The organism is Burkholderia ubonensis subsp. mesacidophila (assembly GCF_002097715.1).
Lineage (GTDB): Bacteria > Pseudomonadota > Gammaproteobacteria > Burkholderiales > Burkholderiaceae > Burkholderia > Burkholderia mesacidophila.
In genome coordinates, this window is sequence record NZ_CP020737.1 from 2001900 (window position 1) to 2023936 (window position 22037).

The window sequence follows — 22037 nt, forward strand, 5'->3', positions numbered from 1 at the left end:
CATGGAATTGTCGATGAACCTGAAGACGAACATCGCGCGCGCGCTCGCGGCCGCTGGCCTCGCCGGCGCGCTCGCGGGCTGCGCGTGGTTCGCGCCGAGCGGCGAGCCGCCGGCGATGCCGTCGCCTGCGCACTACGGCGCGACGCCGCAAGCGGAGCAGACGGTCGCGGCGCAAGGCGTCGCGCAGCATTTCGAAGTCGGCGCGCAGCCGGTGCCCGACTGGTGGAAGCAATACCGCTGCGACGCGCTGGACGCGCTCGTCGACGAAGGGCTGCGCAACAGCCCGACGCTCGGCGCCGCCGCGCACACGCTGAACGCCGCGCGCGAGCAGCTGCGCGCGCAGATCGGCAGCTCGATGCTGCCGTCGATCGACGCGGGCGGCCAGGCCACGCGACAGCGCGCGCTCGGCGTGCCGATTCCCGCGCTCGGCGCGCCGACGCTGCTGTACGACACGTTCGTCGGCCAGCTCCAGGCGCGCTACACGATCGACCTGTTCGGCGCGTCGCGCTTCGCGAACCGCGCGCTGGGCAAGCGCGTCGACATCAGCGCGTTCCAGCTCGAATCCGCGCGCCGCGCGCTCGCCGCGAACATCGTCACCGCGTCGGTCACGACGTCGGTGCTCGGCGCGCAGATCGACACGACCGAACGGCTCGTCGCGCTCGCCGACGCGCAGGCGCGCGACGCGGAGCGCCGCCATGCGCTCGGCGCCGCGTCGCGCAGCGATGCGCTCAACGCGCGGCAAAGTGCGGAGACGGTCGCGGCCGGCCTGCCCGCGCTGCGCCAGCAGCGCGATTCGGCACGCCATGCGCTCGCGGTGCTGATCGGGCGCACGCCGGACCAAGCGCCCGCGGACCTCGCGCTCGCCGACCTCCATCTGCCCGCGCAGGTGCCGGTCGTGGTGCCGTCCGACCTGCTGCAGAGCCGGCCCGACATCCGCGCGGCCGACGCGGCGCTGCAGGCCGCCGCGGCCGAGGTCGGCGTCGCGACCGCGCAGCTGTTCCCGCAGCTGTCGCTGTCGGCGTCGATGGGGCAAGGCGGCTTCAACTGGCCGGCGATGCTGTCCGGCGCGGGCGCGATCTGGAGCATCGGCGCGTCGCTCAGCCAGCCGATCTTCCACGGCGGCGCGCTGCTCGCGCAGCGCCGCGCGGCGAAGGAAAGCTACGCGGCCGCCGTCGACCAGTACAAGCAGACCGTGCTGGGTGCGTTCCAGGACGTCGCCGACTCGCTCGCGGCGCTCGAGCACGACGCGCAGGCGCTCGACGCGTCGGGCCGCGCCGCGCTCGCCGCGCGCGGCGCGTATGACGATGCGGCCGCGCGCGTGCGGCTCGGCGCGCTGCCGCCGTCGGCGTCGCGCGCGAGCGAGCTGCAGTACCGCAACGCGCGGCTCGACGAGATCCGCGCGACGGGCGCGCGGCTCGCGGACACCGCGCGGCTGTACCAGGCGATGGGCACGCCGCCGGCCGGCACGGCGGCCGGCCAGCAAGCCCGCGCCACCACGCCGGACAGCCCGCCCTCGCCGCAATAAGCCGGCCCGTCCGCCGGGCGTCGGGCGCTGCGCCCGACGCCCGATCTTCCGCTTGACCCTCACGTAGCGTAACGTTCGAGACTCCAGTGTGCGCACCAAACGGAGGAACGAATGCGACTGAAAGTGGGAGAACTGGCGAAACGCAGCGGGCTGACCGTCCGCACGCTTCATCACTATCACGCGATCGGTCTGCTGACGCCTTCGGCGCGCGCCGACAACGGCTACCGGCTGTACGACCGCGACGACATCGCCCGGCTCCACCAGATCCAGGCCCTGCGTCGCTTCGGACTGTCGCTCGCCGAAATCGGCGACTACCTGTACCAGCCCGGCGCCCCGCTCGTCGACCTCGTCGCGAAGCAGATCACGCTGCTCGACCATCAGATCGAACAGAGCGCGCAATTGCGCGAGCGGCTCGTGCGCCTGCACGCGCAGCTCGCCGAAGGCACGGAGCCGGAACTGGCCGATTGGCTCACCACACTGGAGTTGATGACCGTGTACGACAAATATTTTTCCGAGGAAGAACTCGCGCGCATGCCGATGTACCGCAAGAGCCAGACCGGCGACGCGGAATGGATCGCGCTCGTCGGCGACGTGCGCGCACTGCACGACGCCGGCGTGCCGCCCGAGGACGAACGTGCGCGTACGCTTGCCGACCGCTGGATGACCCTGCTCGTGCGCGACACGAACAACGACCCGCGGCTGCTGGCGAAGCTGAACCTGATGCACGAACGCGAGCCGTCGATGCAGGCGCAGACAGGCATTTCGACCGCGTTGCGCGACTACGTGCTGCGCGCGGTGGCCGAAACGAAGATGCGGATCTTCGAGAAGTACCTCGCGCCGGACGAGATCCGCTTCATGCGCGCGCATTACGGCGAGCGTGCGATGGAATGGCCGCAGTTGATGGCCGACGTGCGCGATGTGATCGACGCAGGCGCGCAGCCCGATTCGCCCGAGGCCCGCGCGCTCGCGCGGCGCTGGCTCGACCTGTTCCGCGGCTACGCGGGCGACGATCCGGCCACGCACGCGAAATTCCGCCAGGCGATGATGAACGAGCCGGTGCTGACGAAGGACGCATGGGCCGACGAGACGCTGCTCGGCTTCATGCGGGAGGCGATGGCGCAGTTGAACCCGCAGCGTTGAGCGGGGCTCGGCCGGGTTGCATGCGCATTGCGTGCGGCCCGGCCGCCTGACCGGCGCGGACTGGCTGCGCGCGATTACGGATAGGCGCGCAGGCTGACGCCGCGCCAGTGCTTCTTCATGTAGCGGAGAAACGCGGGGTTGGCCTTCAGGTCCGCGTTCGGGACGGGCGGCGCGCCGCCGTCCATCACCTTGCCCTGCATCGTGATGAGCTCCTCGCCGCGCAGCACGTATTTCCTGCCCTGATCGATCAGGAAATACTTGACCTCGTCGGGGCTCACGTCGCCGCGGCAGCCGATCTTGTACGCGAACAGAAACTGCTTGCGCCCGTTGCCGAGCAGGTCGAGCATTTCGACCGACGACGGCACGACGGCGAGCACCTTGTCCAGATCGCATTGCGTCACGTCGTCGCGCACCTTCCAGTCCGGCTCTCCGTTCAGCGTCCCGACGATCCTCAGCTGCGCGCCGTCCGGCCGCGGGGTCTCCGCGATCGTGACCGCGTGCGCACCGGCCGTATCGGTCCACGTGTATTCGGTTGCAAGGACGGCGTGGCTGAACAGCATGGCGGCGAGAGCGGGCCAGGCGCGGCGGAAGCTTGTTTTCATTGTGGTGGCGAACCTCGGATGGAACGCGCCATTATCCCGAAAGGCGCACGCGGCCGCCATGCGACACGCGCCGCTCACCACTTGCAGCCGGCATCGCGCACCGCGTCGAGCGCGAGCGCCGGAATCGCGAGCAGCCCCATCCCCGAATATGCGTTCCGGCAGTCGGCGCGGCGGGCCTCCGACATCCCGCGCGCGAGCGTTGCGTCCACGGTTGCCCGCCGCGACACACCCGCGCCGGACGCCGCCCCCAACCCGCTGATGGCCACGGCAGCCGGACTGCGCCCAACCGTTCGCGGCGCGCCGATCGCATCGAGGTCGCGCCGCCAGTCGACGCCAGGGGCCTGCGCGTCGGCCGGGCTGTTTTCGTCGGCGCTCATGGTGTCCGCACGCGTGACGGCCTCTGCTTTCGGCAATCGAGCCGCCGCCTTGGCCGAACGCGCCGGCACGTGTGTGGTCATGCCCGCGCCACGATCGCGCAGCGGACGGGCGCCGCCGGACCCTGCGGCGCCCGTCCGGCCACGCATCGGCGCAATCGTCGCCGGTTCGCGCCGCGGCTGCGCCGGCGTCTGCAATGGAATCAGTTCGACGTTCAGCGCCCGCCTTTCAGGCTCCACGACCGGCAGTCGCGCGGCACGCTCAGCCATCGACGCCGAGCGCAGCGCCAGCCAGCCGAGCAGATGGAGCGACGCCACGACGATGAACGCCAGCGCGCCGACGCGCAGCCGCCGCGCATTGCCCGGGCGGACTGCGACGCTTCCCGTCATGGCCGCTGCGCGCGTCGCCGCGACGCGTCAGCCCGCGTCGGCGACGTCGTCGTCGCTGAATGCGAGCAGATCGCCGGGCTGGCAATCGAGATGGCGGCAGATCGCCTCGAGCGTCGCGAAGCGAATCCCCTTGACCTTCCCCTGCTTGAGCAGCGACAGGTTCTGTTCGGTGATGCCGACGGCCGCCGCGAGGTCCTTCGAGCGGACCTTGCGGGTCGCGAGCATCACGTCGAGCTTGACGACGATCGGCATGGCGCGCGCCTCACACGAATTGCCGGTGCTCGGCGTCGAGCACGCTCGCCTGCCGCAGGATGTGCGCGATCACGAGGATGCAGGCCGCGGTAAACAGCGCGACGACATACGGCATGCCGATGCTGATCGTGACGACATGGCGTCCGGCCGGCTCGCGCATCGTCGCCCACATGCTCAGGAGCGGCTCGCACACGATGCTCAGCAGGACCCAGAGGCCGACCGCGCGCCCCATCTTGCCGAGATGCCGGGCAGCATCCCCCGAGAAATAGTCGCCGCCCGCGTAGGTGCGAAACAGCCGGCGCAGGTGCCGCAAGCCGCTCGCCAGCGCGACGAGCGGCACGCTCGACAGCACGATGCCGCCGGCCTTCTGCCACCAAGGAAACGCGGCGACGTCGACGCCAAGCCCGGCGATCAGCGAATCGGTCAAGCCAAAGCTGAAGCCCGCGCCGGACGGCGTCGCGTTCAGCGATGGCGCGACCCAGCATGCGGCGTTGAGCAACATCATCGCGACGATGAAGCAGAGCGTGACGGCAGCCATCCGCTGGCTGACACGGGCAATGCGATCGGCTGGCATGCGAATTCCTCGCGGTAGGGAGAATATGCCCGGATTTTAAGCGAGAAATTATCGTAAAACAATCATTAATGATTGCTCAAGTTTGATTATTTATTGCAATGCATGCATGTGCAGCGACGGGATGCCGGCGCGGCGTCCCGCGTCGCGAGCCCGAGCGCGCGCAGCCGCCGGTACAGCGTGCGCTCGCTCAGCCCGACGCGTTCGGCGAGCGCGCGGCGTGCGAATGGCGGAGCTCGGCCACGGCAACATCCGCGCCGTGACGCACTGCCACCATTCCGCGCACGACATCGACCGCACGTTCGCGATCGTGCGTGAAATCCTGTCGAGCGCAAGCTGACGCTTCGCCGACGCCAAGCTTACGTAACCACGAAAACGCTGAGTACAATACCGGACCCGCGGCACGGCGCACGGCGCGTGCTCGAGCAACGGCGCATGCGCCGCATCGGTACGGCACGGCCGGTCCTCAACGGTTCTCGATGAGACATACATGAGCCAAGCAAAGGCAAGACACCCGCTCCTCGTCTGGCTGCTGATCGTCGGCACCGGCTTCGTCGTCATGGCGCGCGCGATGAGCCTGCCGTTTCTGGCGATCTACCTGCATGAACGGATGGGGCTCGACGCGGCGACGATCGGCCTGCTGCTCGGCACGGGCGCGCTTGTCGGCACGTTCGGCGGCTTCTTCGGCGGCCATCTGTCCGACGTGCTCGGCCGGCGCAAGGTGCTGACCGGCTGCCTGGTCGTATCGAGCCTGTCGTTCGCCGCGCTTCATTTCGCGGCCGACGCGTGGCAGATCTTCGTCATCAACCTCTTCATCAATCTCGCGAGCTCGTTCTACGATCCGGTCTCGAAGGCGACCATCAGCGACAATCTGCCGCCCGAGCAGCGGCTGCGCGCATTCGCGCGGCGCTACGTGGCGATCAACATCGGCTTCGCGATCGGGCCGCTGCTCGGCGCGTCGCTCGGCCTGCTCGACAAATCCCCCGTGTTTCTCATCACGGCCGCCGTCTACCTGCTGTTCTCGATCGCGATCTACGCGATCACGGCCCGGCTCGCGGTCGGCCGCGCGCCGCACGAAGCGGCCGCCTCCGAGTTGCCGCTCGCCGCGAAGCTGCGCGTCATCGGCACCGACCGGCGCCTCGTCCTCTTCACCGCGGGCAGCATGCTCGCGATCGCCGTGCACGGCGAAATGTCGGTCACGTTCTCGCAGTACCTGATCGGCGCGTTCGACGACGGGCTCAAGATGTTCGCCTGGCTGATGAGCACGAACGCGATCACGGTCGTCTTGAGCCAGCCGTTGCTGAACCGCATCGGCGAACGGCGCGGGCCGTTCACGTCGCTCACGCTCGGCGCGATCCTGCTCGCGATCGGCGCGGCCGGCTTCGCGAATTCACCGAACATGATCGCGCTCGTCGTGTCGATGGTCGTCTTCACGTGGGGCGAAGTGCTGCTCATCCCGTCGGAATACGCGGTCCTCGACAGCATCACGCCCGAGCCGCTGCGCGGCATCTATTACGGCGCGCATTCGCTCAGCAACGTCGGCAACCTGCTCGGGCCCTGGCTTGGCGGTCTCGTGCTGCTGCACTACGGCGGCGCCGCGATGTTCTACGGCATGGGCTTCATCGCGCTGCTCAGCCTGCTCACGTTCGCCGTCGGCTCGCAGATCAGGCCCGCGCCGGCGGGCCGGCTCGAAGTCCAGAACCGCTGACGGCCCCGCCCGCCGGCGCACCGCGCCTCGTCCGCTCCGCTTCCAGTGTCGATCATGAACGTCGGCAGAACCCTTCGCGCCGCGTTGTGCTTCGCATCGACCCGCGCCCGGCGGCCGTTCTGCCGGCTAGCAGAGCGCCGTCCCATTGAGCGCGCGTAAACGGTCGGACGCGTGAGGCCGCCGCGCCGGCCCTACGCGTCCCGCGTCGCGAGCCCGAGCGCGCGCAGCCGCCGGTACAGCGTGCGCTCGCTCAGCCCGACGCGTTCGGCGAGCGCGCGCCGCGTGCCGCGGAACGTGCGTGCGACGCGCACGAGTTCGTCGTCGGACGGCGCGCGCGACGCGTCCGGCAGCCGCGACGCCGCGTCCGCAAGCGCGATTTCGTCCGGCAGGTGCTCACTGCGGATCGTGCCGTCGTCCGCGAACAGGCACGCGCGTTCGAGCACGTTGCGCAATTCGCGGATGTTGCCGGGCCACGCATAGGCGTCGAGGCATGCGCGCGCGGCGTCGGTCAGCGTGTACGGCGCGGCGCCCGCCTCGCCCGCCCCGGCGCGCGCGTTCGCGATGCGCCGCAGGATCGACGCGGCCAGCAGCGCGACGTCGCCGTGCCGCTCGCGCAACGCCGGCAGGTGAATCGGAAACGCGTTGATCCGGTAATAGAGGTCCTGCCGAAACCGCCCGTCGTCGATCATCGCGCGCAGCGGCTTGTGGGTGGCGGCGACCAGCCGGAAATCCGCGCGCAGCGTCTCGACGCCGCCGACGCGCCGGAACGTGCCCGACTCGATCAGCCGCAGCAGCTTCACCTGCATCGGCAGCGGCACGTCGCCGATCTCGTCCAGAAACAGGGTGCCGCCCTGCGCGGTTTCGACGAGGCCCGGCTTGCGCGCCGCCGCGCCCGTAAACGCGCCCTTCTCGTAGCCGAACAGCTCGCTTTCGAACAGCGTCTCGGCGATCCCCGAGCAATCGACGACGACGAACGGCCCCATCGCCCGCGCGCTCGCCTCGTGCAGCGCCCGCGCGAACAGCTCCTTGCCGGTGCCCGACTCGCCGAGCAGCAGCACCGGCAGCAGCGACGGCGCGACGCGCTGCAGCGCGCCGAGCGCCGCGTTGAACGCGTCCGAGCCGCCGACGAGCCCTTGCGCGCTCGGCTGCGCGGACGCGCTCTTCAGCGTCGTCAGCCGCTCGACGTACGCGATCACGTCGCCCGCCGCATCGAAGATCGGGCGCAGCTCGACGTCGACGTGCTCGGGGCCGCGCGGCGTGTGATGGATGTGCAGCACGCGGTCGGCGCCGCGCGACTCGAGCGCCTGCTTCATCGGGCAGTGCTCGCCCGCCTGGTCGCACGGCACGTCGTAGTGATGCGACACGCGGTAGCAATGCCGGCCCACGTGCTCGACGCCCGCGACGCCGAACTGCCGCCGGTACGCGCCGTTCGCCGCGAGGATCCGGTAGTCTGGGTCGACCACGATCATCGGCTGCGGGTCCTGCTCCAGGTAGGAGACGAGCGCGCCCACGTCGGGCGCGGCAGCGCGCGGCGGCGCGGGAACGATCGGGATGATGTCGTGCTGGCTCATGGTCGGGTTCGGCGGGGCCTGTCATGCGAACTGCCAATTCTGCCACGACACTGCCGAAACTGGCAGCACGCGCGCGCCGCCTGGCGGTGCCGGGCACCGCCCACCGCATGCGTGCCCGCAAAAAACCGAACTGAATCAATCCCCTGGCGCGTTCCCCGGCGCATCGCGACCACCTGGCACGGTTTTTGTACTACCTGACGGATTGCAGAACCCGAATGAGGACGATCCCGTGAGCAACCTGCCCGTCATGTCGGTCGAAGGCTTCTTCGACCCGGCGACCAGCACCATCAGTTACCTGCTGCTCGATACGACGAGCCGCGAATGCGCGCTGATCGACAGCGTGCTCGACTACGACCCGAAGTCGGGACGCACGCGCACCGCCAGCGCCGACCGGCTGCTCGCGCGCGTGGCCGAGCTCGGCGCGACGGTGCGCTGGCTGCTGGAGACGCACGTGCACGCCGACCACCTGTCGGCGGCGCCGTACCTGAAGGCGCGCGTCGGCGGCGCGATCGCGATCGGCGCACAAGTGCGGCGCGTGCAGCACGTGTTCGGCCGCCTGTTCAATGCGGGCGCCGGCTTCGCGAGCGACGGCAGCGAGTTCGACCGGCTGCTCGAGGACGGCGACGTGCTGCCGCTCGGCGCGTTGTCGATCCGTGCGCTGCACACGCCCGGCCACACGCCGGCGTGCATGACCTACTGCGTCGACGGCGGCGACGAACGCGCCGCGTTCGTCGGCGACACGCTGTTCATGCCCGACTACGGCACCGCGCGCTGCGACTTCCCCGGCGGCGACGCGCGCACGCTGTACCGGTCGATCGCGCGCGTGCTCGGCCTGCCCGCCGACACGCGCCTCTACATGTGCCACGACTACCCGCCCGGCGGCCGCGACGTGCAGTACGTGAGCACCGTCGCCGAACAGCGGCGCGCGAACGTGCACGTGCGCGACGGCGTGACCGAGGACGACTTCGCCGCGATGCGCACCGTGCGCGACGCAACGCTCGACATGCCGGTGCTGATGCTGCCGTCGGTGCAGGTCAACATGCGCGCCGGCCACTTGCCGGAACCGGAAGACAACGGCGTGCGCTACCTGAAGATCCCGCTCGATGCGATCTGAGCGCCCCGCCGCCGCCCCAACCGAAGGACCCACAAGATGACTATCCGCAAGCTGACCGACACGCTGTCGGTCTCGCCCCAGATCACGGCGGCCGACCTGCCCGCGCTGCACGCCGCGGGCTTCCGCGCGATCGTCTGCAACCGCCCGGACGGCGAAGGCCCGGACCAGCCGACCGTCGCCGAAATTCGCGCGGCCGCCGCGCCGCTCGGCATCGCCGTGCACGACCTGCCGGTCGATTCCGGCAAGGTCACCGACGATCAGGCCGCGCGCTTCGGCGCGCTCGTCGCGTCGCTGAATGAGTCGCTGCATGCGCCGGTGCTCGCGTACTGCCGCACCGGCACGCGCTCGGCCACGCTGTGGGCGCTGTCGCAGGCCGGCCTGCGGCCGCTGAACGACATCGTCGCGACGGCCGCCGCGGCCGGCTACGACCTCGCGGGAATCGCGCCGCGCGTCGCGGCGCGCGGCCAGCACGTGGCCCAGGCCGTCGACGCCCGGCACGACATCGTGATCGTCGGCGCGGGCGCGGCCGGCCTCGCGGTCGCATCGAGCCTGCTCGCGCGCGACCGGTCGCTCGACATCGTCGTGATCGATCCGGCCGACGTCCATTACTACCAGCCCGGCTGGACGATGGTCGGCGCGGGCGTGTTCCGGCCGGAGACGACCGCGCGCCGGATGTCCGCCGTGCTGCCGCGCGGCGTGCGCTGGATCCAGGCGGCCGTCGCCGGCTTCGAGCCGGACGCGCATGCGGTCGTGCTCGACGGCTGCCGGCGGATCGGCTACCGGCAGCTCGTCGTCTGCCCCGGCCTCAAGCTCGACTGGCACGCGATCGACGGCCTTGCCGACACGCTCGGCCGCAACGGCGTCACGTCGAACTACCGCTACGATCTCGCGCCGTACACGTGGCAGCTGGTGCGCGACTTCAAGGGCGGCCGTGCGCTGTTCACGCAGCCGCCGATGCCGATCAAGTGCGCGGGCGCGCCGCAGAAGGCGATGTATCTCGCGTGCGACCACTGGCGGCGCACCGGCCGCCTCGACGCCGCGAACGTCGAGTTCTTCAATGCGGGCGCCGCGCTGTTCGGCGTCGCCGACTACGTGCCCGCGCTGATGGAATACGTGCAGCGTTACAACATCGCGCTGCAGTTCACCCACAACCTCGTCGCGATCGACGGGCCGGCGCGCCAGGCGACCTTCCGGCGCACGCTGCCGGACGGCGGCGCGGAAACCGTCGTGCGCGAGTTCGACATGATCCACGTGGTGCCGCCGCAGAAGGCGCCCGATTTCGTGCGCGCGAGCCCGCTCGCCGACGCGGCCGGCTGGATCGACGTCGATCCGGCGACGTTGCGGCACAAGCGCTTTCCCGACGTGTTCGCGCTCGGCGACGCGACCAACACGACCAACGCGAAAACCGCCGCCGCCGCGCGCAAGCAGGCGCCCGTCGTCGCGCACAACGTGCTCGCGGCGCTCGGCAAGGCGCGCGGCGATGCGGCCTACGACGGCTACGGCTCGTGCCCGCTGACCGTCGAGCGCGGCCGGATCGTGCTCGCCGAATTCCTGTACGGCGGCAAGGTCGCGCCGACCTTCCCCGCGTGGCTGATCGACGGCCGGCGTCCGTCGCGGCTCGCGTGGCTGCTGAAGGAACGGCTGCTGCCGCCGCTCTACTGGAAGGCGATGCTCAAGGGCCGCGAATGGCTCGCGAAGCCGACCATCGACGGCTGACCCCGCCCGAACGGATGACATCATGCTGATTTCTCTCGTGCTGGGCGGCATCGTCGGCGCCGTGCTCGGGCTCACGGGCGCGGGCGGCGGCATTCTCGCCGTGCCCGCGCTCGTCGTCGGGATGGGCTGGCCGATGCAGCAGGCTACGCCGGTCGCGCTCGTCGCGGTCGCCGGCAGCGCCGCGCTCGGCGCGCTCGAAGGCTTTCGCCGCGGCCTCGTGCGCTATCGCGCGGCGTTCCTGATGGCCGCGGCCGGCGTGCCGCTCACGACGCTCGGCGTGCGGCTCGCGCACGTGCTGCCGCAACGCGTGCTGCTCGCGTTGTTCGCGGCGACGATGCTGGTCGTCGCCGGCCGGCTGCTGCGGCAGGCGCTGCGCACGCCGCACGGCGCCGCTCAGGCTTCGCCGCTGTGCGTCGGCCGCGTGAACCCCGACACCGGGCGGCTCCTCTGGTCGTGGCCGGCCGGTCTCGCGCTCGCGTCGACCGGCGCGGTGACCGGCCTCATGACGGGCCTGCTCGGCGTCGGCGGCGGCTTCGTGATCGTGCCGATGCTGCGCAAGTTCACCGACGTGTCGATGCACGGGATCGTCGCGACGTCGCTGATGGTGATCGCGCTGGTCGGCACAGGCGGCGTGTTCGCGACGCTCGCCGCCGGCACGCACGCGCCGCTCGACGTGACGCTGTGGTTCACCGCGACCACCGCGCTCGGGATGGCGGCCGGCCGCGGCGTGTCGCGCTTCCTGTCCGCGCGCCACGTGCAGGTCGGGTTCGCGGCCGCGCTCGTGTGCGTCGCGCTCGGGCTGCTTGCGAAGGCGGTGTTTGGTGCGTGAGCGGAGGCGGCGGCTTCCGAATTGCCGGCGCCTATCCTCACCAATAAAAGGGACGAAGAATCCCATCCGAAAAATACCCCCGGCGCACTCTGATACTCACACGCACTGCGCCGAGTGGGTATGCATGCCCAGCGCCGCGTGCAGTCGGCCGGAGAACACGCCTGTCAACCCAAGTTCTGCTGCTGATACTCCAAAAGGGGAGCGGCTTACGGAGGATCTAGAGACTCTTCGAAAGCGTTCCCCTTGCGGCTCATGATTCAGATTCCGGGTCAGTCATCCACCATGTTGGATCCCCGGACTCCCCCCTCAACCACATCCACTGGCCTGCTACGAGCTCGCTGTGCCGCCGTTGTTCGTGTTCATCCTGATGCGTCAACGTGCGGATCATAGGAAATCTTTGCCCTTTCCGGACCACCAAGCGATTCGGGCTAGAGGTCTTGGTGTATCCCTGCCATAAGCCGGTTTCGGGGCAGAGCATGCCCGTGCACAGGTTCATCTCCCCGTATTTCTGGCGCTTTGCTTGCCGCTCTTCAAGGCGGCGTTGCTTGCGTTCTTCGGGCGTCAAAATCTTATAGGCGCGCCTTATCGCAATTTCGGCCAGCATCGGCGGAAATGATCCGTCCAGCGGATTTGCGTAGAAGAGTGTGACATTGATAGGAAATTTACTGCCGCGAGTGTCCATATTTCGATAACGGAAACTTTGCAAATTTGGGGTTTGAGGATGACGCCCTGGTATCTCGTTTTCATAGTGACGACTTCCGTTTGAATCGACCCAATAGTCATCCAGTTGAAGCAATTCCTTGATTTCCGTGTCGGGTAGGCCAGCGAGCATCGGGCTTAACCGAATCGTCACGCCCGCCGGGACGATATTCACCTTGGAGCGATCAGCACTGAAATCTTCCGGATCATCTCCAGTGGAAAATTCAATTCTCGCGTCAGGTAACACTGGATTGGCATAACGGTAAAGTTTTCCCTCTGCAGGAAGATGTGACTTTGCCGCGCACATCCGTCCGAAGACTGTGTTTTCAGGATCGAATGGTTTATCATCGCGTAGGATCCCCATCGCCGTTTTCAGCATGCTGCGCACCATCGCACGCTGTTCTTCCGCTTGATTTTGCATCTCAACTCCTTGCGCCAACGGCTCTGAGGGCATCGACATACTTGTGTGTGCATGTGCCGGGATTGTGCACGAAAGCACGATCAGAACGGTCCCAATAAGACTGCACCACATCCGCACACGCATAGGCATCTTCTTCATGTAACTGGCTCCGGTAGCCTTCTTCGAAACTCACCATTTTTGCTGCCGTCTCGGGCGACACGTTGAGCAATTTGCACACCTCGGCTTGTGCGACCGGAATATCCGGTGTCACATAGGTTCCACCTATCTGACTCTGCAAATGCGAAATCATCCAGTAGTAGTGAAACGTCAGCATTCGATGCAATCCAACCAGAACCCGGCTATCGTTTGGGAGATTGTTTTTTTCGGTTGCATCATAAATTTCCTCCTTGGTATAGCGCTGATAAACGGCGTGGATTTGCGAGAGCATGGCGTAGTCGCCACTGTGTTGTCGCAGCAACGCCATCATCCAGAAAGCCTGCTGGCAGTGTCGCGCCTCATGGTAAAGCAGGTCAGCAAAGGATTTCAGCCGACCGTCCAACGCCCCTATGTCACCCACAACCGCAATAATTTTTGCGATCTCTGTCTCTTGAATGGCTATGACCCAGCTGCTTTGGACAAATGACGCACTGACGTCGGGACGCATGTTGTATTGGGCTTGCCCTTGCTGCGCGTTGACAATATCAATGCGCGGCATCGCTCCGTTTGACTGCATCGCATCATTAACATTGCCTTTGGGCAAACCAAATGGCCCAGAGGCTAACGCCGCACTCAATATTCCACCAACCGTGTCGACAATCTTGTCTTTCAATCCACTTGAGATTCCACCGCGTACCGTGTTGAACTGACTCCACGGAATGCTCTTGAGTGCCGCCTTGATCGCCGCCGTATAGGCCTTCGTCACCGGATACACGACATCGTTGCGCGGCCGATTCTCATTCACATCGCTCTGCTTGGCCCCGTTGATGAAGTGATGGAAGCGCAGCCCGAAGTTAAGCGGGTCGCAAGTCGCGAACGTAGGTTGTTGATTCTCAGACGTTGCCCCCTGTTCCGGCGTGCTCGCCGTCTTGCCCCTGATCTTCGCGGTCCGTTTGTCGGCATTCGGTGCCGTGGCGGTATAGGGCGTCGTGTTGTCGCGCACGATCGCCGCATGATTGACCGCAATCACCTTGTCCGGGTCGCTTGCCGCCAGCAGTTCTACCGTCCCAAACGTCACGTCATGGTCGGTAACCAGCGACGTTTCACCACGCTCGTTACTCACCCCCTCGATCACGCGTCCGTTATCGAGCGTGATCCGGTAAGGCTGCTGCGGCAGCGCGAAGCCGCTGGCGTGTTCCATCAACACAAAGTGCGCGGCAAACTGTCCCGGATTGTCTGACGTGACCGGCAAGCGCATGGGCCGCGTCTGGGGAGCGTCGGTCTGATGACTGCCTGCATAGACCGTGTGTTCGCCGGCCGTGCGCACCACGTAGCCCCGTTCGCTGATGCGCACTTCCGTACTGCCGGCGTGCAGCACGATCTCCTTCGCTGCATGGAGATGAATGCGGTCGGTCGTGCTCGTGATCGTGATCGCTTGCTTGGCCGTCATGTCGATGCCATTGGTCTGCGCTTCGATGCGCACCTTGCCGGCGGCGGCAATCAGCTTCATCCCCGCCTTGTGTACGAACAACGAAAACCGGTTCGCCACGCTCGCAAACAACGACCGGCCGACCGCCAGACCAACATGCCGGCCGCTCGTCACGGCGACATCCTCGTTACTCGCGATATGGGCGCTTCGTTCCGCCGCGAGGCTGATTCCAGCCGCCGCCGACAGCACTATGTCGGCTTCCGCCAATTCCGGAAAATCTTGTTCTCCATCGGACGGCTTTCCCCGAATCGCATCGTTGCGCGCCTTGATGGCCTTCACAACGTCGCTCTGGTCAGCGTCCTGCTGCTGCGCCTCGTGCCGTTGCGCCAACCCGGACAGACTCTCTTGCAACTCGCGCGCTTGCGTGAGCCGGCCGACCGCCTCGCGCGCATCCTTTGCGTGGCCGGGGCCGCCGGCTCGGCCGTCCGTCGTGACGAACAGGCCCCTCAACGCCCGCACCACACCCCAAAAATCCGTGCGCAGCTCGAAGCCCTTGCCGCGCGCATCCGTGCGGCCTTTCTTCCTCACAATGCGCCGGATATTCCCGAGACTGAGTTGAGACGCACCTGCATCGCTCGCGATCTGCGTCTGGATTTGTCCCTGCGTATCGTCGATCGCCACATGGCCGGACGCGGTGCCTTGAAACTCCCGGCCGCGCAGCACCGTTACCGCCAGGTTGTCCGGCAGGTCCAGCGCCGGTTGGTGGAACGCATTCACGGCGCTGCCGACGATCACGGGCAAATCCGGGTCGCCGTAGTAGTGCTCCACAGCGACCTCGTGACCGACGCGCGGGAGGAACGTCGCCCCCATATCAATGCCTTGCCACGGCGACAGCACGCGAAGCCAGATTCCGGAATGCTCGTCCAGCTTGCCCAGACGATCCCACCCGAACTGCACCTTGACCCGGCCGTATTGGTCCGTCCAGACCGCCTGTCCGGCCGGGCCGACGACTATGGCCTTCTCCGGGCCGGACAGGCGCGGTTTCCGCACGCTTCTCGCGAGCCGGAACGGTTCGTTTGCCGGCAGCAGTTCAAACTGCGCTTCGGCGCGATAGGTCTGCCCGGTTCCCGTGCGGTCTCCCACTTCCTCGATGTCGAGCGTGGACGACACCACGACGTATTCCCGGTTAGCCGACTGCTGCGGGTAGCCCGTCAACGCAAAAGTGCGGCCCACCGTCAGCCCGCGCAGGTTGCCGCGCCCGTTGGCGCGTAGTCCCGCACAATGCTTCGCCTCGAGCTGTACGCGTGCGAAATGGCGCGCTTCCACATCGGTATCGTTGGGCTGGTACGCAATACCCTGCGCGCCGGCCAGCGGCTGACTGTAGTCGCCCCAGCCGTAGATCTCGCCGTCCGCGCTCGCGGTTCCGCGTGGGTTCTCCTCGGTAGCGGCCAGATTCGCATGCGGACGCGTGTAATCGTAGTCCGTCACGGTGACGCGTCCAGACGTGAGCCGGCTTGTCACCGACAGCGCATGAATGTGCTCCTCGTCGATACGCTTGCCGTCCGGCGGGAGATAGCGCAGCGTTTCGTAGGCGTCGCCATGCGGGTGGTGGCCGCCCATCGTGTCGCACAGCACGAGGCGATGGTAGCCGCCGTCGTGCTCGAACCACCACCAGATGCCCCATTCTTCCCATAGGCGTTGCAGGAATGCCCAGTCCGTCTCAAACGCCTGACGCTGCAAGTCCCGCTTCGGGTAGATTCCGCGAGATACGCCGGCCAGACGCTTGTCGACCAGGTACGGATATTTTGCAAGTACCGCGTCGGTAATCTCGACCACGCTCATATCCTGAAACAGACGGCAGTCTTGCGTCAATGTTGCCCGATAAAGCCACGGACGTAGTTCCAGCTCATACAGGATCGAATGACGATCCTGACCGGCAAGCCGTGCCGCCTCGATCAGCCCCGTGATTTCGCGTGTGTCCACGCCGATGTTGCCGAGTCCGGCATGGCCTGCAAGGCCCGGCTTGCCTTCAAGCTGGATCAATACGGTCGCTTCGGTGCCAACCATCCTGTCGAGTTTGATGTCGGCCGTCCGGCTCGGCGAGAATGTATAGGCGTCATCGATTCGCAGCGTAACCCGATAACGACATTCGTCGATGCGACCGATCGTTTCTCTCCCCCGCAATCGCACCGGAACGAATACCGGCAACCCGTCGACGCCATAGGCCGGCAGTGCCGCGCCGGAAATCGACAGCGTACGCGACTGAGCTAGCGTCAATATGACGTTGCCACCGGGGTGGGTCGCGTCGCCCAAACGGACCATGTCACGGCCTTGTTCGTTTTTCATCAACGACTCTTGCGAGGAATGAAAGCGTTCTTTTACCTCGACCGGAAATGCCGCGCAATTATTGAGATGATTATATTAAAATAGTGATAAATAAATTTAACAATAACAATTGTAAATTTTGTTTTATCCTAAATTTTCAGCATGATCTAGGATTTTGCGTATTCTCCTGAATTCCAAATCCGGCTGTCTAAAAAGAAGGACGCGAGGATATCGACAGCCATTTGACGAGCGAATTTCTCCTCAATTTCACTTGGCTATCGGGAGTCAGCTTTTGTGAAGCGGATTCGCGCGGCGCCCATCCCCCGCCGGCAAACTAGGACCAAACCAGGACTTTTGACAATTCGACACTATTGTCGGCGCGCGTGACATGGCGTCGCGCTGTTCGCACATACGTTCATTTCCGGCTTCGGGCCACCGCAGCAGCAATCGTCGCTATCGCAAAAATGCGGAGATGGTCATACTTGCCGCGACGCGCCCGCGCCCTCGCGCGGCATGCGCGTCGGCTACCCATGTCTCATGCCATCCAACAACAAGCCAGGAATCCGGCCATGCACATTCCGCCCGTCCGTCGCGCGGCACTCGCCGCATTGATGTTCGCTCCGCTCAGCGCCGTCGCCGCATCCGCCTACACCGCCACGCTGACCCTCGCCAGTCTCTCGCCTTCCGTCGGCGGAACCGACAAGGCGACGCTGCAACTCGCCAACACCGGCACTGCGCCGGCCGCCGCCGGCCTCGTGATCGACATGCCCGCCGGCTTCACGGCGGACGGCCTGACGAGCGCGTGCGGCGGCACGCTCACCGCCAACGACGCCGCGGTCACGCTCTCCGGCGCGACGGTGCCGGCCGGCGGCGCCTGCACGTTCACGTTCACGACCCATGTGCCGCCCGTCTCGTCCCTGCCGCCGCCGGGCGCGCGCAGCTTCAGCATCGCGGCCAGCGCCGCTCCAAACCTCGCGACGCTGTCGGCCAGCACCGCGCCGACGCTCAAGGGCTTCCTCGGCGCGACGCCGGGGCTGTACAGCAATACGTGGTTCCCGTCGACGGTGCGCAGCGTCGCGATCCTCGACCTGTTCATCACGCCGCAGACCGACCCCGGCCCGAACTCGAACGTGTTCTGGTCGAACCAGGTCAATTCGCTGCACGGCTACACGGGCCTGCAGTCGACCGAACTGGTGTCGGCCACCGAAGGCGTCGGCAAGCAATTCCTGTTCAGCCTGTGGGGCGCGACCGCCGCGAAGCCCGGCACCCCCGCGAGCGCCGGCATCGGCGCCGGCAGCTACTGCACGGTCAGCGGCTCGGCGACGGACGGCAGCGCGGGTGCGCAGTGCCGCTACCGCTACGACTGGCAGGCGGGCCACACGTACCGGTTCCGCATCACGCCGGACACGACCCAGGGTCCCGGCTGGTTCAAGAGCAACGTGACCGACGTGACGAACGGCACGACCGGCGACAGCTTCGACATCGGCAGCATCTACGTCGGCACGACGCAGACGCAGGTGCCGGTCTCGTCGATCAGCCAGTGGGTGGAGTACTTCGACTGGAATTCGAGCCGCACGAGCTGCGCGTCGGTCGCGTACACGAACGCGCGGTTCGGCGTGCGCGCGTACGACACGCTCGGCAATGCGGTGACGGTGCCGGCCCCGTCGGTGACGGTCAACAAGACCTGCCCCGCGATCTACGCGAACGCGTCGGCGTCGAACGGCGTCGCGACGCTGATCGGCGGCCCGCAGCAATCGGCGGCCGGTCTCGTCAAGGCGAACGGCGCATGCCTGACGGCCACGAGCGGCCTGCGCGACGGCAGCCCCGCGGCGCTCGCCGCGTGCCCGACGCTCGCGTCGGTGCGCGCATCGGGCGGCACGCACTTCAATTCGCAGCTGTGGGTCGCCGCCGGCGACGGCACGCTGCAGACCAAGTCCAGCTACTGCCTGACCGCGCCAGCGCCGGGCGCGGCCGGCGGCGCGTCGCTGCGCACCTGCGTGGCCGGCGAAGCGGACCAGCAATGGCAGGTGACGGCGGGCCCGCAGCCGGGCGCCGCGCAGCTCGTGTCGCTGCCGTCGGGCCGCTGCCTCGCGCCGGCCGGCAGCATGCTCGGCCTCCAGCCGTGCACGGCGGCCACGGCCGTCTGGACGACGCCGGGCAAGAGCTTCGCGTACTGACCCAAGCGGCGCGCCGCACGGCGGCGCAAAAGAAAACGCCCGGCCCGACTCGTCGTCGGCACCGGGCGTTTTGCGTGGCGTCGGGCGAAACGGCGTCAGGCCATCGCCGCCGCTGCCGCCGTCATCCTGCGCCGCTCCTGGCGCAGCATCACGAAGTTCGCGATCACGACGCCGGCCGTCACCGCGACGATCAGCAGCGTCGCGAGCGCGTTCATCTCCGGATTCAGGCCGAGCCGCACGCGCGAGAACACCACGAGCGGCAGCGTCGTCGAGCCGGGGCCCGACAGGAACGCCGACAGCACGAGGTCGTCGATCGACAGCGTGAACGACAGCAGCCAGCCGGCGATCAGCGCCTGCGAGATCAGCGGCAGCGTGACCGCGAAGAACACCTTGAGCGGCGTCGCGCCGAGATCGAGCGCAGCCTCCTCGAGCGACGGGTCGAGCTCGCGCACGCGCGACTGCACGATGATCGCGACGTACGAGATGCACAGCATCACGTGGCCGAGCCAGATCGTGAAGATGCCGCGCTCGGCCGGCCAGCCGATCCACTTGCCCAGCTCGATGAACAGCAGCAGCAGCGAGATCCCCTGGATCACTTCCGGAATCACGAGCGGCGCGTTGATCATCCCGCTGAACAGCGCGAAACCGCGGAAACGCCCCATCCGCGCGAGCACGAAGCCCGCCCACGTGCCGATCACCACCGACGCGGTGGCGGTCATGAGGCCGATCTTCAGCGACAGCCACGCGGCAGTCAGCAGCTCGTCGTCGCCGACGAGCGCCGAGTACCAGCGGAACGAGAAGCCCGACCAGACCGTGACGAGCTTCGACTCGTTGAACGAATAGACGATCAGGCTGACGATCGGGATGTACAGGAACGCAAAACCGGCAAAGAGCGCCGCGAACTGCAGGAAACGATTCGGCTTCATCGACGGCGGCCCTCCTGCTCCTTCGCCTGGAAACGCTGGAACATCGCCATCGGCACGAGCAGCAGCAGCACCATCGCCACCGTCACCGCGGACGCCATCGGCCAGTCGGCGTTGTTGAAGAACTCGTTCCACATCACGCGGCCGATCATCAGCGTGTCCGCGCCGCCGAGCAGCTCCGGAATCACGTATTCGCCGACCGCCGGGATGAACACCAGCAGGCAGCCCGCGATGATCCCGTTCTTCGACAGCGGCAGCGTGATCTGCACGAACGCCTTCCACGGCTTGGCGCCGAGGTCGTACGCGGCCTCGAGCAGGCGCAGGTCCATCTTCACGAGGTGCGCATAGAGCGGCATCACGAGGAACGGCAGGTACGAATACACCATCCCGATGTAGACCGCGTAGTTCGTGCGGTACAGCTCGATCGGCGTATGGATCAGGCCGATCCACATCAGGAAGTTGTTCAGGAGCCCGTTGTTCTTCAGGATGCCGATCCACGCGTACACGCGGATCAGGAACGACGTCCAGAACGGCAGCATCACCGCCATCATCAGGAGGTTGCGGGTCGCCGGGTTCGAGCGCGCGATGTAGTACGCCATCGGATAGCCGATCAGCAGGCACAGCAGCGTCGTGATCGCGGCGACCAGCACCGAGTTCACGTAGGTCGCGAAGTACAGGCTGTCGGTCAGCAGGAACGCGTAGTGCGACAGGTTCAGCGCGATGTGCACGATGCCGTCGGCGTACGTCGTGAGCTCCGAGTACGGCGGGATGCCGAGCTGCAGCTCCGCGAAGCTGATCTTGACGACCAGCACGAACGGCACGAGGAAGAACAGCACGAGCCACGTGAACGGGCCGGCGACGACCGCGGTGCGGCCGGTCAGGTTGAAGCGCCTCACCGGCCAGTTGAGCAGGGACTTGAGCGCGATCATGAGGTCAGCACCACGCCCGCCGATGCGCTCCAGCGCACGTAGATCTCGTCGCCGAGCGCCGGCGTCTCGAGCTCCGAGATCGCGAGGCTCGACACGTTCGCGATCACGGTCTTGCCGCCGTCGAGCTTCACGTGATACAGCGAATACCCGCCCATGTACGCGACGTTCGAGATCCGGCCGTGCGCCCAGTTGAACGCGCCTTCGGGCGGCTTGCGCGTCAGCGCGATGCGCTCGGGGCGCACCGACACCGTGACCGGCATGCCGAGCGGGCCGGTGATGCCGTGGTTCACGTACAGCCGGCACGGCAGGCCCGGCGACTCGATGAACACGTGATCGGGCTCGTCCTCGACGGTGACGCCGTCGAACAGGTTGGTCGAGCCGATGAACTCGGCCGAGAAGCGCGTGTTCGGATACTCGTAGACCTCGTTCGGCGAGCCGATCTGGACGATCTGGCCTTCGCTCATCACCGCGAGCCGGTTCGCCATCGTCATCGCCTCTTCCTGGTCGTGCGTAACCATGATGCAGGTGACGCCGACCTTGTTGAGGATGTTGACGAGCTCGATCTGCGTGCGCTGGCGGATCTGCTTGTCGAGCGCCGACATCGGCTCGTCGAGCAGCAGCAGCTTCGGGCGCTTGACGAGCGAGCGCGCGAGCGCGACGCGCTGCTGCTGGCCGCCCGACAGCTGGTGCGGCTTGCGCTTCGCGAACTTGCCCATCTGCACGAGCTCGAGCGCCGCATGCACGCGCTCCTTCAGCTCGGCCTTCGGCACGCCTTCCTGCTTCAGGCCGAACGCGACGTTCGCTTCGACCGTCATGTGCGGGAACAGCGCATACGACTGGAACATCATGTTCACGGGCCGCTTGTACGGCGGCATCTGCGCGAGGTCCTCGCCGTCGATCAGGATCTTGCCCGACGTGACCGTCTCGAGGCCGGCGAGCATCCGCAACAGCGTCGACTTGCCGCAGCCCGAGCTGCCGAGCAGCGCGAACAGCTCGCCTTTGCGCACCGTCAGGTTGACGCTGCGCACCGCTTCGGTCTCGCCGAATTTCTTGACGACGTCGATGATCTGGACAAAGTTCTCGGCGCGCGGACCGGCGCCGGACGAGGAAACGAAGGACGGCGCGCTCGCAACCGGCGCACTCGACTGGCTATTCATGATGTGCTGCTTCTCTCCTGCGTTTGACGAACAAAGCCCCCGGGGGCACC

17 protein-coding genes are annotated in these 22037 nt (G+C 67.0%); 7 read left to right on the top strand and 10 right to left on the bottom strand.

Features of this window, described 5'->3' with window-relative positions:
- The first annotated feature begins 1 nt into the window (after position 1).
- Positions 2-1525, top strand: coding sequence for an efflux transporter outer membrane subunit (locus tag B7P44_RS09420; protein WP_084903216.1), 1524 nt, complete (start codon positions 2-4; stop codon positions 1523-1525).
- 111 nt (positions 1526-1636) lie between these two features.
- A complete protein-coding gene (locus tag B7P44_RS09425) occupies positions 1637-2665 on the top strand; it encodes a MerR family transcriptional regulator (RefSeq protein WP_084903219.1) in 1029 nt (342 codons plus the stop codon).
- 74 nt (positions 2666-2739) lie between these two features.
- On the opposite strand, the gene B7P44_RS09430 is transcribed toward B7P44_RS09425, so the two are convergent.
- The 4 genes from B7P44_RS09430 to B7P44_RS09445 form a co-directional block, all read right to left on the bottom strand.
- Entirely contained in the window at positions 2740-3267 is a 528-nt protein-coding gene (locus B7P44_RS09430; protein ID WP_084903222.1) for a M949_RS01915 family surface polysaccharide biosynthesis protein, read from the bottom strand.
- A 74-nt stretch (positions 3268-3341) separates the two neighbouring features.
- Positions 3342-3959: a hypothetical protein gene (locus B7P44_RS09435; RefSeq protein ID WP_231716601.1), complete on the bottom strand. Its 618-nt coding sequence runs from the start codon at positions 3957-3959 to the stop codon at positions 3342-3344.
- Between the two features lie 99 nt (positions 3960-4058).
- A complete protein-coding gene (locus tag B7P44_RS09440; RefSeq protein WP_084903227.1) occupies positions 4059-4283 on the bottom strand; it encodes a helix-turn-helix domain-containing protein in 225 nt (74 codons plus the stop codon).
- Positions 4284-4293: 10 nt separating this feature from the next.
- Positions 4294-4857, bottom strand: coding sequence for a DUF2975 domain-containing protein (locus tag B7P44_RS09445; RefSeq protein ID WP_084903229.1), 564 nt, complete (start codon positions 4855-4857; stop codon positions 4294-4296).
- Between the two features lie 487 nt (positions 4858-5344).
- On the opposite strand from B7P44_RS09445, the gene B7P44_RS09455 reads away from it, so the two are divergent.
- Positions 5345-6562 (top strand): MDR family MFS transporter, encoded by a 1218-nt coding sequence (locus tag B7P44_RS09455; RefSeq protein WP_084903234.1) that lies wholly within the window; start codon positions 5345-5347, stop codon positions 6560-6562.
- Positions 6563-6753: 191 nt separating this feature from the next.
- Here the strand turns inward: B7P44_RS09455 and B7P44_RS09460 are convergent, their stop codons facing one another.
- Complete coding sequence (locus tag B7P44_RS09460) at positions 6754-8031, bottom strand: sigma-54 interaction domain-containing protein (RefSeq protein WP_407924013.1); 1278 nt, start codon at positions 8029-8031, stop codon at positions 6754-6756.
- A 349-nt stretch (positions 8032-8380) separates the two neighbouring features.
- Between B7P44_RS09460 and B7P44_RS09465 the strand changes: the two genes are divergently transcribed.
- From B7P44_RS09465 to B7P44_RS09475, 3 genes are read left to right on the top strand one after another with little or no spacing between them, the layout of a single operon-like run.
- Complete coding sequence (locus B7P44_RS09465; protein WP_407924014.1) at positions 8381-9247, top strand: MBL fold metallo-hydrolase; 867 nt, start codon at positions 8381-8383, stop codon at positions 9245-9247.
- A gap of 36 nt (positions 9248-9283) precedes the next feature.
- The gene (locus tag B7P44_RS09470) at positions 9284-10963 is read left to right on the top strand and encodes a bifunctional protein tyrosine phosphatase family protein/NAD(P)/FAD-dependent oxidoreductase (protein WP_084903239.1); all 1680 of its coding nucleotides are present in this window, start codon (positions 9284-9286) and stop codon (positions 10961-10963) included.
- Positions 10964-10985: 22 nt separating this feature from the next.
- On the top strand, positions 10986-11792 hold the full coding sequence (locus B7P44_RS09475; protein WP_084903241.1) for a sulfite exporter TauE/SafE family protein: 807 nt from the start codon (positions 10986-10988) through the stop codon (positions 11790-11792).
- Between the two features lie 250 nt (positions 11793-12042).
- Here the strand turns inward: B7P44_RS09475 and B7P44_RS09480 are convergent, their stop codons facing one another.
- Both B7P44_RS09480 and B7P44_RS09485 read right to left on the bottom strand, forming a co-directional pair.
- Positions 12043-12912: a hypothetical protein gene (locus tag B7P44_RS09480; RefSeq protein ID WP_084906563.1), complete on the bottom strand. Its 870-nt coding sequence runs from the start codon at positions 12910-12912 to the stop codon at positions 12043-12045.
- Position 12913: 1 nt separating this feature from the next.
- Positions 12914-16798 carry a type VI secretion system Vgr family protein gene (locus B7P44_RS09485; protein WP_084906561.1) on the bottom strand — a complete coding sequence of 1295 codons (3885 nt, stop codon included), beginning with the start codon at positions 16796-16798 and terminating at the stop codon, positions 12914-12916.
- Positions 16799-17370: 572 nt separating this feature from the next.
- Between B7P44_RS09485 and B7P44_RS09490 the strand changes: the two genes are divergently transcribed.
- On the top strand, positions 17371-18978 hold the full coding sequence (locus B7P44_RS09490) for a DUF3472 domain-containing protein (protein WP_162296962.1): 1608 nt from the start codon (positions 17371-17373) through the stop codon (positions 18976-18978).
- Between the two features lie 95 nt (positions 18979-19073).
- On the opposite strand, the gene B7P44_RS09495 is transcribed toward B7P44_RS09490, so the two are convergent.
- The 3 genes from B7P44_RS09495 to B7P44_RS09505 are packed head-to-tail and all read right to left on the bottom strand — an operon-like array spanning position 19074 to position 21987.
- Positions 19074-19904, bottom strand: coding sequence for an ABC transporter permease subunit (locus B7P44_RS09495; protein WP_084903246.1), 831 nt, complete (start codon positions 19902-19904; stop codon positions 19074-19076).
- Entirely contained in the window at positions 19901-20830 is a 930-nt protein-coding gene (locus B7P44_RS09500) for an ABC transporter permease subunit (protein WP_084903248.1), read from the bottom strand. Before B7P44_RS09500 ends, B7P44_RS09495 begins: the two co-directional genes overlap by 4 nt.
- A complete protein-coding gene (locus B7P44_RS09505; protein WP_084903250.1) occupies positions 20827-21987 on the bottom strand; it encodes an ABC transporter ATP-binding protein in 1161 nt (386 codons plus the stop codon). The genes B7P44_RS09500 and B7P44_RS09505 overlap by 4 nt, the downstream gene beginning before the upstream one ends.
- Positions 21988-22037: the final 50 nt, after the last annotated feature.